This is a genomic window from Paracraurococcus lichenis, from assembly GCF_030657435.1.
GTDB lineage: Bacteria > Pseudomonadota > Alphaproteobacteria > Acetobacterales > Acetobacteraceae > Paracraurococcus > Paracraurococcus lichenis.
The window spans coordinates 1-11,697 of sequence record NZ_JAUTWS010000108.1; the positions used below are offsets into that span (position 1 = coordinate 1).

Here is an 11,697-nt window from a genome sequence, read left to right on the forward strand (position 1 = left end):
TCTGGGTACGGTAGCGCCCTGACGCAACCCGGTCAGTGACGAAGGCCTCAATCTCGGGTGTCAGGGAGACATTCATCGTCTTGCGAAACACCATGCCTTTTCATGGTTCGCCAGTGCCACATGTGTCAATCGTTGATACGATGACCACCCTGATTCGCCTCGTGGAGCGGGCTTATCAGGGGTGAGGACGCAGCCCCTCGGCGCGCAGTGCCAGCCGTATCTGTTCCAGCGCTGCCACGAGGTACGGCAAAGGTATGTCGTCCCCTGCGGCATAGCGCCGGACAATGACGCGGGCAGCGCCGAGGGCGCCACCGCCCGCTGTCTCGAAATGCCGAACTGTGTCAGCCAGGGCCAGCACTTGAGCGCGCAGTTCCCTGTAGCGCAAGGCAGGCTCAGCGGACGCCATGGTCGTCTCCTGGAAGCTGTGCCGTCGCCCCAGCAACTCGGGGCGGCCCGCGCCACCAGAAACGTGCAAGCGCCTGTTCTGTTGGCGCGGGCTGCTGGCCGAGAGCGCGGCCGGGATGACAGGACGAATGTGGCAGCTTCTGCTCAGGCTCCAGAATTGGCGTTATGGAGCGTGAGACAGGACGGCGCTCGCGGCGGTAACGGATGTCAGTGTTCCTTGATGACCGGACGAACGGGTCTGGGGCAGGCCCAGCCCCGCCAGTCTGACCCTGCATCGCCGGACTCTTTGCCCTTCATGGCCGGACAATTTCCCTGATTGACCGGACAAAGCCGGGGCATGGGGCACTGGGCGACGGCCGAGACGCCGGACTTTCAGGATGAAAGCGGGCCAATAAACGACCGTCAGACAACAACTCTTTATGTCTGAAAAACCCCGGCCGACCGTGAGCCGTCCTTGTCTCTGCTGAGAAAAATCGGCATACTGCGCTCAAAAGAGAGATTCCGGCCATGGCAGCCCCGTTGATCGACCGCCCGCATGCACCAAGCACTGCCGAGATCACGCAGGCCGAGGCTGCAGCTGGGCTCAGGGCGGCCTTTCGGCTGTTCGATCTCTGGGGGCTCACCGCCGAGCAGGCCAGAACCCTCCTTGGCCAGCCGAGCCCGGCCACTTTCTACCGCTGGAAGGCCGGGAAGGTCGGGCAGGTCCCGCATGACTGCGCCTGGCGCATCGGCGACCTACTGGGGATCCACAAGGCGCTCCGCTACCTCTTCGCTGATCCGGTCCGAGGGTACGAGTGGATCAGGAAGCCGAACTCAGCCTTCGGTGGCCGCTCCGCACTCGACCGGATGCTCGCAGGCGCCCCGAGCGACATCGCAGCCGTTCGGGCCTACCTTGATGCGGAGCGATCGGGCTGGTGAGCGGCATGCCCGAAGCACGTCCAACCATCCCGCCAACCACGCCGCTCCATTGGGAGCGCGCTCACCGGATCATCGCCACCGTCTACCCGCCGGTGCATCTCTTCGAGGACCTGGCCACCGACCCCGCGGACTGGGACCTGCTCGCCAGTCTCGAGGCGAAGACCAATCCGCGCGTCCGGGACCAAATTGGCGATCTGTCCCTCGTGCCGCCAGCCCGCCGGGTGTTCGGCCCCACGGCGAGCATCGCCATGGCGCCGTTTTGCCATGTCTCCCCGGCCCGCCCTGGCCGCTTCCATGACGGGAGCTTCGGCGCCTGGTACTGCGGCGACCGCTTCGAGGTGGCGCTGATGGAAACGGTCCACCACGCCGAGGCCTTCTTCCGGCGGACATCCGAGCCTGCCGCCGAGACGCAGCGGCGCGAGTTGGTCTGCGGCCTGCGCGGGGCATTCCATGACCTGAGGGGAGGGGGCTTCGGGGCCTGCCTCGATCCCGACGACTACGCACCGGCGCAGACCCTGGCCCGGCGGCTGCGGGCGGAGAATGCCAACGGCATCGTCTACCCGAGCGTGCGCTGGCCTGAAGGCCTTGCGGCGGCCGCTTTCTGGCCGGATCTGCTCCGCCTGCCGATCATCCAGGCGCGCCACCTCTTGTATCGATGGGACGGTTCGGCAGTCACCCACTACCTCGTCTACGGCGAGGCGGACTGGGCAGCGCTGCCGAAGCGGGCATGAGGACCGCTGGCTTGCGGGCCGGCTGCGCATGACGGTTTATGGCTACGCCCGTGTCTCGACCGAGGGGCAGGATTTAGAGCCGCAGCTGGCCGCACTCCGATCCGCTGGCTGTACCGAGATCGTTGAGGAGAAGGCCTCGGGCACCGACCGTGCCCGGCCGGAACTCGCACGCCTGCTCGGCCGGCTCCGGCGCGGCGACAGCCTTGTGGTCGTCCGTATCGACCGCCTGGCGCGCTCGCTCGCCCACCTGCTCCAGGTGATCGACCGGCTTCAGGACGCCGGCGCGCACTTTCGCTCCCTCTCGGACCCGATCGACACCGCGTCGCCCACCGGCCGGCTCGTCGTCCAGGTCATCGGCGCCATCGCCGAGTTCGAGCGCAACCTCATCGCCGAGCGGACCAAGGCTGGCCTTGCGGTGGCCAAGGCGCGCGGCAAGACGCTTGGCAACCCCCGGCTGATCGCCGGCGACCCGCAGGTCCGGCGCGCCCTGATCGACGGCCAGCGCCGGACGCGGCTGGCCGACCTACTGCCGGGCCTTGATGAGTGGCTGCCCGTGGTGCGTCGGCTCCGCCCGGGGCAGTCCTGGGAGGATGTGGTCGCGGCGGTGAACGCGGCGCTGCCCGCTAGCCGCCGCCGGTTCACCCGTGATCGGCTCGTCCGGTGCGTACGGATCCTGGCGGACGAGGGCCTGGCGGAGCGGCAACTCCTCGAGGCGGCGGGCCCGCGCCCCAGGCGCCGGAAGCCGGAGGTAGTCCGGGCGGCGGAGGCGGTGGCGCGCTACCTGCGCGGCCACCGGCGCGAGGCCGCCGAGCGGGGCGTGCCGGCTGAGGCGTACCGGCCACCGACGCTGGTGCAGATCGCGCGGCACCTCGCGGAAGACGCCAAGATCAAGCCGCCGAGCGGCGCCGCCTGGGCGCCCAGTTCGGTAAAGGCGCTGGTCGACCGGGCACGGAGCGCCGAGCAGGTCTGAACACCGGAGCGGTCTCGCCGGCGTCGGTCCGGGTGCCGCCTTTGCCGGCCTGGACCGGGGCGTATTGCCTTGCAACAATTGGCCACCAGTGATTCCTGGGCCCAACCGACGACCGAGGGACCCGTGTCGAGCACGACCACCATTGCGAAGCTCGCCGGCAAAGCTTCCCCCACCACCACGCTGAAGCAGTTGGCTGCCAGCCTGGCCGAAGCGCATGACTTTCCGGAGAAGACCACCGAGGCGGTGCTGAACGGCTTGGTCTCCGAGGTTGTGCAGCGCCTGCAGGCCAGCGAGAAGGTCCGCCTGACCGGTCTCGGCATGCTGCAGGTTGAGAAGCGTGCTGCGCGGACCGGACGCAACCCGGCGACCGGCTTCGAAATCCAGATTGCCGAAAGCAAGAGGCTGGCCTTCACCGCCGCCAAGGAAGCCAAGGAGGCGATCTGAGGCAAACGCCTCTGGGGGAAGGGGGCGGCTTCGGCCGTCGTCTTTGACAGGCTGTGGAGGAGGGCGTGTCAGCAAGTCACGGATGGCACTTCAAGGCGAAGCTGCGCGCCCGCGCCTATGGCTGGCGTGGCTCGGCGCTCGCCGTGACCCGCCTCAAGGAGGCGCTGTCGGAAATCAAGGCCGTGGCGAAGTCCGACCCCGTCATTGCAGGCGAGGGCACAGTGTCGCTGATGGAGCGCATCTGGCCGGCCTTCCAGGACATCGACACCTCGTCGGGCGCCCTCGGGACGGCCGTCACCCGCACCCTGGAGCAGCTCATCCCGATCCTGGCCGACGCTCCCGCGGACCATGCCGTCCGCGCCAGCTGGCTCGAGCGCCTGTTCGACGCGGTCCAGGAGGATGGGGTGCAGTACCTGGCGCCGGTGGAGGAGCGGTGGGGCGAGATCGCCCGATATCCCGACCTGATCCACGCCTATGCGGACCGGCTGCTGCCCATGCTGCGTCGTGCCTGGGCAGACCAGGAGCATTTCGCCTACGTCGCCGGAACCGCCATCTGCCTGTCGTGCCTGCTTGAGGCCGGGCGCTACACGGAGCTGCAGGACCTGCTGGCGATGCAGCGCATGCGTTTCTGGTCCTGGCACCGCTTTGGCGCCGAGGCGCTGCTGCGGCAGGGGCTCTGGGAGGCGGCGATCGCCCATGCGGAGGCCACCCGCGACGACAGGGGCGGGCGCTACGATCACCGGGCGATCGACAAGTTCTGCGAAGGCGTGCTGCTCCGCCAGGGACGGGGCGAGGAGGCCTACCGGCACTACGGCCTGCGCACCGCAGCCGGGGCGACCAACCTCGCTGTCTACCGCGCACTGGTCCGCGCCTATCCCGACCGTGACCGGCGCGGCATCTTGCTCGACCTGATCGAGAGGCGCGGCGAGAAGGGCAAGTGGTTCGCGGCGGCGAAGGATGCCGGATTCCTCGACGTGGCACTCGACTGCGCCGCCGAGCACAGTGCCGATCCGGCGACACTCGTGCGGGCGGCGCGCGACTTCCGCGACACCGACCCTCGCTTCGCGACGGCCGTCGGGCTTCTCGCAGTTCGGCACCTGCTGGCAGGCGGCGGCTACGACCCCGTGGTGTCGGAGGCGAGCGAGGCGGTCCGGCACCTGTTGGCGGCGGCGTCCCGGATTGAGGCAGCGGACTGGGCACGGCAGGAACTCGACGGACTGGTGGAAGCCCCGTGCGCCCCCGGGCGGGAGCCATTCCGGCAGGCCGTACGGATGGCGCTGTCCCGCCCCGGCGCTTGATCCGGCCCGTCGTCCAGCAGAGGGGCGTCAGCCCGCGAGCAGCGCCAGGTCCTCGAGATCCTGCCGGCGCTGCCTGGCAAGCCTTTCGTAGCTGGCCTGGTTCTTGGTGCAGATCAGGCTGTAGGGCCGGCCGCGGCGATCGGTCGCCAGGTCGAGGTCGGCCTGGGCCCGCCGGATGCTGTCCTCGACATGGCTGCGCTCCGCTTCGGCGGCCTTCAGGGTCCAGGCCTGCCGCTCGGGGTTGGCGAGGAAGCGAGCGAGCTCGGTACAGTTCCGGCAACGACAGGGGAGCGTGGCCGTCCGGCGCCAGTCGGCGGGTGGCGCCAGGGGTTCGGCCGCCCTGGCGCGCAGATGGGCGACGCAGGCGGCCCGCAGTCGCTCGACCGACGGCACGCCCTGCATCCTGCCTGCGCCGACCAGCCCGCGAACTGCCGGGACGAGGACGGCATCCAGACCGTAGGTCCTGGGATGGGCGAGGATATGGTCCACCGCCCGATCGGCCAGGGCTGTGTCGATCGTGCCGAGGCCGGTCAGGAGATCGACGACCGCGGCCGGGCCCACCCGGGGCCCGCGCTGCCGGGCCTCATCCGGCGCCGCGCGGGCACGGTTCCCCGGGAGCGCCTCGATCAGCCTGGTTGCGGCGCCTGCAAGGCCGGAAACGTGCTGCGGACCCAGGGCGGCAGCCGTCCGGGCCAGGAGGTCGGCGCAGGCGCCGAAGCTGGAGGTGGCCGTCCCGGACAGGATGTGCTCGACCAGCGCCGCGGCCCGCGGCCCGCGGCGGCGGCAGGCGGCCGAGCGCGGCGACGATCGCGGCATTGTCGCCCTTGCCGTAGACGCCCGCGGCGGTGACCTCGGCCAGGAAGCGCTCGATGAGTGCGGTGTCGTCCAGCCGGGTCAGCAGATCGAGCATGCGGGCGGTATCGCCCGGGGTCTCGTCCGACCGCGGATACCCGTCCCGCCTCGGCCACTGCGCGAGCATGTGTCCCGCGAGGTCATGCGCCTCGCGCCAGAGGGGCGACGTCTGTTCCCCGCCGCCCTCGGCCCACCGCCCGGCCAGGCCGTCCAGATAGGGCAGGGTCACCCGCAGCCCGGCCTGGCTCAGGACGGCGAAGACCCGGTCGCTCGGCCAGAGCACCAGCGCCGCCCGGCGGTAGCTGCGCTCGAAGGAGGCGCCCTCGTTGCCGGTCGCCTCGCGGAAGTGCTCCTCGTCCGGCTCCAGGTCGTCACAGGCGTCGGGCGGCACGAATTCCTCCGCCTCCACCGGGATCTCGCCGAGCGCGGGCGCGCCGCCGTCGGGACGCCGCCAGTCCGACAGTGTCATGCTCCGGTCGAACACCTCGCCGGCCTCGAACTCGTCCTCCTCGGTGTCCCACCGCCCCCGGCGCGAGCCGTAGCTCTCGGCATACTCTGCCGCGCCGCTCTCCTCGACGGTGAGCAGTGCCAAATGCAGGTCGCACCGTGCCTCCCGCGTGGCCGCAGCCAGGACCGCGGCAACCGCGGCATCGGCGCCCTTCAGCGCGGCGAAGCCGAGCTCCGCCGGCGTGTAGGCATGCTCGAGGGGGTAGACCAGCTTCTCGGGCGTGTCATCCTCCTCGCCACCTTTGCCGCGCCGCCAGCGCTGCAGCAGCACAGTCGCGCGGGCCTGCTCGGCCGCGTAATCGGGCGGCTCGGGCGCTCGTCCCCGGCCGCGGCGCACCAGGTTATAGACCAGGATCAGTCGGCATCCCTCGGTGACCGGCAGGACCTCGTGCACGCAGTCGGCGTAGAAGGCGGCGAAGGCCACCTCCGCCGGGTCGTCACACTGCAGGCCGAGCCGGGCCTCGCGGTCCTTGTGGCGCACGACCAGCTCGCCGCCCGCGAAGGACGACGGCAACGCCACCACGAGGGTGGCGAACATGCCGGGCACCTTCTCGGTGTCCCGGTGGCCGACGAAGAAGCCGCCCTCCTCGTAGAGCAGCAGCTTGTAGAACTCGGCCGCGACCGGCCCGTCCACGCCCAACCCCTCGGCAGCGCGGGCGACGATCGCCTCGAGTGTCCGTGCCCAGTGGCGGCCGCGGATATGCACCCGATCCGGGCCAATCTGCCGGCAGTGCCGGACGGCCGGGTCGATCAAGGTCTCCGCGCCGCGGCCATAGGGCGCCGGTTCGGCCACGGCAGCGAGTTGTCCAGCCTGCGTCGGCAGCAGCGGCAGCGCCACGGGGCCGACCCCCTCGACTTCCAGCAGGGGCGCGAGCAGCTCGGCCGTGCCGGCGGCAAAGAAGTCGCCAGGTCGACGGACCGTGGCGAGCAGCGCGGCAAGGTCGGCGGGGATCGTCGTCATGGGGCTGCTCGGTGGAATCCTGCTGCGGCAGGCCAGGTCCGGGAAGCCCTTCCAGTCCGGCCGGTGCGAGGCACAGCCTCAGCCCTTGCGGCCGCGCCCGCAAGGCCGGGGAAGGGCGAGCTGGCGAGAGACAAGATCAGCGGCGGGAAAAGAGGACGCGAAATAGCCGCTCGGCCTCATGGCGGCCCTCCTCGGTGAACAACACCGACCTGGCCTTGCCCACCGGGTCCGAGATCATGCCCTTGCGGTGCAGGCGGTCCATCGCGTCCCAGTCGAAGCCCTTCCAGGTGCGCCAGCCATCGTGCAGCCCGAGCCAGAGCAGGGCCAGAACGGCGTCGTCGATGCGGTCCGGGTCGATGTCCTGGTCCATGCGGCAGGCCTCCTCGGGATCGTGCCGAGATGCCCCATCCTACTGCCGCCAGCCGAAATCGGGTGCAGGTGGCGCAGGCATAGCGAGGCTTCCCGAATCGAATCTGGCAGTGTGCTGACTCGGCCGGCCAACCCGCTATAGGCTGCCATGCCCAGACAGGGCGGAGGGGAGGGATGGGTGACGATCGATATTGACCGGCTGACCGAGGCAGAGCTCATCGACCTCAACCACAGGATTGTCGAGCGGCTGCGCTTCCTGCAGCAAATGCGGGCGCACAAGCAGATGCTGGAGTTCCGCATCGGCGACCGGGTCGCCTTCCAGGCGGACGGGCGCGGCACCGTGGAAGGCATGTTGACGCGCTACAATCGCAAGTCGGTCACGGTGATCACCGATGACGGGCACCACTGGAATGTGTCGCCCGGTCTCCTGACGAGGGCCACCGGGCCCGCCGCGGCGAACCCGCAGACCCGTCCGAACCTGTTCCGCCTGAAGTAGTTCTACCGTAAGCGAGGTTTTGGGGGCACCGTCAACTTGCTGGGCCTGAAGCCGCTGCGCGGACATGCCAAAGGCGACAGCGCAGCAGAGTTCAGGCGGCAGCAGCAACCCCGCTGATATCCGCCCACACCTCGAGCGCACGCGCCCTTGCGGCTCGATAGTCACTGGCGCTGACGTGGGCGCGGCGGAGATGGAAGAGGTTGGCGATCTGGTCGTGGGCGGAGAGGAAACGCTGCGCTTGCCGCGCTGACTTGAAGCGCTTCATCTGCCGCTCTCGCCGCCGCGTCGGCTGGTGTGAGTTTTCTGCCCGGTTGTTCAGGCCCTTGTGCTGGCGGTGCTCGATGCCAGGCATGATGTCCTTCTTCGCCGCACCGTAGCTGGCAAGCTTGTTAGTGATCATGACGCGGGACGGGCGCATCTGCCGCTTCAGCAGCTTGCGAAGCAGGCGCTTGGCAGCCTGCGTGTCGCGTCGGCTCTGCACGAGAACGTCGAGCACCATTCCGGTCTGGTCCACCGCACGCCAGAGCCAGTGTTTTACCCCGGCGATCTTGATCGCAACCTCGTCGAGGTCTCATTTGTCATCCGCACGGGGCAGCCTCCGCCGGATCCGCTTGACGAACTCCTGGCCGAACTTGAGCGCCCACTGCCGCACGGTTTCATGACTGACCATGATGCCGCGCGCTGCCAGCATCTCCTCGACCATGCGCAGGCTGAGTGGGAAGCGGAAATACAGCCACACCGCTTGTGTCGCGATTCCTGATTCGTGTCGTCGCGTCGTGAATTGGGGTATCGGACCATGTTGTTGCAGGGGTCGCCCGGTCCCGGGCGGTCGGGTAAGCTGGCGAGGAGGGTGAGCCCTCGATTGAGGGGACCCGCCATGCCGTTCAAATCGAACACTGCCCGCCGGCACCATATTCCGGCCCAGCGGCAGAAGGTCACGAACTGGGCTGAGTACGATGCTGGCCTGCGCGCCCGCGGCAGCCTCACCGTCTGGTTCACGGCCGAGGCGATCGCGGGCTGGCGGGCCGAGGCGCGCGTTGGCCGAGGCGGGCAGCCGAAGTACTCGGCCCTGGCGATCGCCACTGCCCTGACGCTGCGGGCCGTGTTTCGCCTGGCGCTGCGCCAGACCGAGGGGCTGATCGGCTCCATCTTGCAGCTGCTTGGCCTGGATCTCGCGGTGCCAGACCACACCACCCTCAGTCGCCGGGCCGAGACGCTGGAGGTGCCGCGGCCACGCTGCGGGGGCGAGCCGGTGCATCTGCTGGTCGACGGCACCGGGCTGCGGCTATGCGGCCCCGGTGAATGGCTGGAGGAGAAGCATGGCAGCAAGCGGCGCCGGGCCTGGAAGATGCTCCACCTTGCGACGGACGCCGACACCGGCCAGATCGTCGCCTCGGTGCTGAGCGAGAGGGACGCCGACGATGGCTCGCAGGTCGGTCCCCTGCTCGACCGGGTTGATAGTCCCGTGGTGTCCTTCACCGGCGATGGCGCCTACGACCGGGACGATGTCTACGCCGAGGTCGAGGCGCGTCATCCGGGAGCTGACGTCATCGTGCCGCCCCGCACGAACGCGGTGCCGAGCGACACTGCTGAGACCACACCGACGCAGCGGGACGTGCATCTGCGATGTATTGCCGAGCGCGGCCGCATGGGCTGGCAGCGAGCGTCGGGGTACAACTCGCGTGCTTTGGTGGAGGCTGATGTACCGCGCTGGAAACGCGTCATGGGTGACGGGCTTCGGTCGCAAACCGACGGTCGGCAAGCAACCGAAGTGGCCATCGCTACCAACGTCCTGAACCGGATGCTGGATCTCGGGCGGCCGGAGTACATCCGGATCGCATGATCCCGCACGGGGCAGGGATCAATGCGTCCATATTGCCGACCAATGCAACACGATGGGTCGGCGTCTCTAACCGCAAGCGGGCTCAGGCACCGCGGAGATGAGTTCCAGGGGATACCCCTGCCACGATCTCGAGCGGCGGCTTCCGGAGATGGTGTGGCCCGACGCCACGTTGATGGTGTGGACGCCCCCCGACGGCATCGATGTGCCAAAGTGGCGGTGTTGAACGATCACCAGAGGAGGCGTCCGTGGGACAAGCTACTACGATTGGGCTCGACCTCGCAAAGAACGTTTTTCAGGCGCACGGTGCCGATGCGGCGGGACATGTGGTATTCCGCAAGCGCCTGGTACGGGCCAAGGTGGTCGAGTTTCTCGCGCGACAGGCACCGTGTGTTGTGGCGTTGGAGGCCTGTGGTGGCGCGCATCACTGGGCACGGGAGATCGGCAAGCTGGGCCATACGGTGCGACTGATCCCGCCGGCCTACGTCAAGCCCTTCGTCAAGCGGCAGAAGAACGATGCGGCCGACGCCGAGGCGATCTGCGAAGCGGCGCAGCGGCCGGGCATGCGCTTCGTGCCGGTGAAGACCGACGCGCAGCAGGCGAACGCCCTCGTATTCCGGACCCGCGACTTGCTGGTGCGGCAGCGGACGCAGTGCATCAACGCGCTGCGCGGACACCTGACCGAGTATGGTCATGTCGTGCCGAAGGGAGCCGATCACGTTTACCAGCTGGTTGCTCTGGTCAAGGACGAGACATCGTCAGTGCCGAAGGCTGCACGAGGCATCCTGCAGGTGATGATCGACAGCATCGAGGCGCTCGGGAAGCAGATCGACGACCTTGATGCCGAGATTGGCCGGCGCGCGAAGGACGACCCTGTCGCACGGCGGCTCATGACAATCCCGGGTATCGGCCCGATCGCGGCGACCGCGATCGTCGCCCTGGTGCCAGCACCGGAGGGCTTCCGGGCCGGGCGGGACTTCGCGGCCTGGCTTGGGCTGACGCCGATGCAGAAATCAACCGGCGGCAAGCAGAAGCTCGGGGCCATCTCGAAGATGGGCGAGCGGACCATCCGACGCCTGCTTATCCTGGGCGCCAGCGCCGTAGTGCGCTGGGCGGTCCATCGTGGGGCAGCGCCGGGCTCGTGGCTGGCGCAGATGCTCGCGCGCAAGCCGCGCATGCTGGTCACCACCGCGCTGGCCAACAAGACGGCCCGGATCGTCTGGGCCCTGCTGGTCAAGGGCGGAACGTACAAGGCTCCGGCCGTGGCGGCGTAAGCCCACCGCGGCCACCGAGGCGTAGGGCGAGCGAACGGAGGACATGGCGCAACAGTCGGCGAGACGGGATCGGGACAACCAGGCTGCAACAACGTACCTCGAGTACGCCACGTTGATCTGGACCCGCTCCGCGAACTCCCATGCAGGCCGGCGGCCTATGGCCGCGAGAGAGGCCGGACAGATGGCAGCATCCGACTACGCGTCACCGCACTCCTGCAGTTTTCCCTTGCCCAGAAGGGGGCGTCCACAGATGTTGCAGGGATCGCCGGATCGGCTGGCGTGGGGTAGGTTGGGACGAGGGTGAGCCCTCATTCGAGGGAGGGCCACCATGCCGTTTAAGGCCAACGCCGATCGCCGGCACCACATTCCGGCCCAGCAGCACCGGGTAAAGAACTGGGCTGAGTACGACGCCGGCCTTCGGGCTCGCGGCAGCCTCACCGTCTGGTTCACGGCTGAGGCGATCGAGGCCTGGCACGCGGCGCCGCGCACCACTCCAGGCGGGCAGCCCTGCTATTCCGATCTGGCCATCACCACCGCCCTGACCCTGCGCGCGGTGTTCCGCCTGCCGCTGCGCCAGACCGAGGGGCTGATCGGCTCCATCCTGCAGCTGCTCGGTCTCACTCTGCCCGTGC

The 11,697-nt window shown here is 69.0% G+C and carries 13 protein-coding genes and 1 pseudogene; 9 read left to right on the plus strand and 5 right to left on the minus strand.

Features of this window, described 5'->3' with window-relative positions; all coding sequences use genetic code 11:
• Positions 1-175: 175 nt before the first annotated feature.
• Positions 176-406 carry a hypothetical protein gene (locus Q7A36_RS35340; protein WP_305108500.1) on the minus strand — a complete coding sequence of 77 codons (231 nt, stop codon included), beginning with the start codon at positions 404-406 and terminating at the stop codon, positions 176-178.
• Between the two features lie 518 nt (positions 407-924).
• On the opposite strand from Q7A36_RS35340, the gene Q7A36_RS35345 reads away from it, so the two are divergent.
• The 5 genes from Q7A36_RS35345 to Q7A36_RS35365 all read left to right on the plus strand — a co-directional run bounded on the left by Q7A36_RS35345 (position 925) and on the right by Q7A36_RS35365 (position 4,766).
• A complete protein-coding gene (locus Q7A36_RS35345) occupies positions 925-1,323 on the plus strand; it encodes an MbcA/ParS/Xre antitoxin family protein (protein ID WP_305108501.1) in 399 nt (132 codons plus the stop codon).
• Between the two features lie 5 nt (positions 1,324-1,328).
• Entirely contained in the window at positions 1,329-2,054 is a 726-nt protein-coding gene (locus tag Q7A36_RS35350; protein WP_305108502.1) for an RES family NAD+ phosphorylase, read from the plus strand.
• 28 nt (positions 2,055-2,082) lie between these two features.
• Positions 2,083-3,024, plus strand: coding sequence for a recombinase family protein (locus Q7A36_RS35355; RefSeq protein WP_305108503.1), 942 nt, complete (start codon positions 2,083-2,085; stop codon positions 3,022-3,024).
• A 123-nt stretch (positions 3,025-3,147) separates the two neighbouring features.
• A complete protein-coding gene (locus Q7A36_RS35360) occupies positions 3,148-3,468 on the plus strand; it encodes an HU family DNA-binding protein (protein WP_305108504.1) in 321 nt (106 codons plus the stop codon).
• A gap of 65 nt (positions 3,469-3,533) precedes the next feature.
• Positions 3,534-4,766, plus strand: coding sequence for a hypothetical protein (locus Q7A36_RS35365; protein WP_305108505.1), 1,233 nt, complete (start codon positions 3,534-3,536; stop codon positions 4,764-4,766).
• A gap of 27 nt (positions 4,767-4,793) precedes the next feature.
• Here the strand turns inward: Q7A36_RS35365 and Q7A36_RS35370 are convergent, their stop codons facing one another.
• The 3 genes from Q7A36_RS35370 to Q7A36_RS35380 all read right to left on the minus strand — a co-directional run bounded on the left by Q7A36_RS35370 (position 4,794) and on the right by Q7A36_RS35380 (position 7,456).
• Entirely contained in the window at positions 4,794-5,327 is a 534-nt protein-coding gene (locus Q7A36_RS35370) for a hypothetical protein (protein WP_305108506.1), read from the minus strand.
• 22 nt (positions 5,328-5,349) lie between these two features.
• Positions 5,350-7,086: a 2OG-Fe(II) oxygenase gene (locus tag Q7A36_RS35375; protein WP_305108507.1), complete on the minus strand. Its 1,737-nt coding sequence runs from the start codon at positions 7,084-7,086 to the stop codon at positions 5,350-5,352.
• Positions 7,087-7,222: 136 nt separating this feature from the next.
• Positions 7,223-7,456 carry a DUF6429 family protein gene (locus tag Q7A36_RS35380; protein ID WP_305108508.1) on the minus strand — a complete coding sequence of 78 codons (234 nt, stop codon included), beginning with the start codon at positions 7,454-7,456 and terminating at the stop codon, positions 7,223-7,225.
• Between the two features lie 177 nt (positions 7,457-7,633).
• Between Q7A36_RS35380 and Q7A36_RS35385 the strand changes: the two genes are divergently transcribed.
• Positions 7,634-7,951, plus strand: coding sequence for a hypothetical protein (locus Q7A36_RS35385; protein ID WP_305108509.1), 318 nt, complete (start codon positions 7,634-7,636; stop codon positions 7,949-7,951).
• 91 nt (positions 7,952-8,042) lie between these two features.
• On the opposite strand, the pseudogene Q7A36_RS35390 reads toward Q7A36_RS35385, so the two are convergent.
• A pseudogene (locus Q7A36_RS35390) lies at positions 8,043-8,759 on the minus strand (IS6 family transposase).
• 69 nt (positions 8,760-8,828) lie between these two features.
• Between Q7A36_RS35390 and Q7A36_RS35395 the strand changes: the two are divergent.
• The 3 genes from Q7A36_RS35395 to Q7A36_RS35405 form a co-directional block, all read left to right on the plus strand.
• The gene (locus Q7A36_RS35395) at positions 8,829-9,794 is read left to right on the plus strand and encodes an IS5 family transposase (protein ID WP_305108510.1); all 966 of its coding nucleotides are present in this window, start codon (positions 8,829-8,831) and stop codon (positions 9,792-9,794) included.
• Between the two features lie 245 nt (positions 9,795-10,039).
• On the plus strand, positions 10,040-11,065 hold the full coding sequence (locus Q7A36_RS35400; RefSeq protein ID WP_305108511.1) for an IS110 family RNA-guided transposase: 1,026 nt from the start codon (positions 10,040-10,042) through the stop codon (positions 11,063-11,065).
• A 328-nt stretch (positions 11,066-11,393) separates the two neighbouring features.
• Positions 11,394-11,697: transposase (locus Q7A36_RS35405; protein WP_305108512.1), on the plus strand; the 304-nt coding region annotated here is incomplete at its 3' end.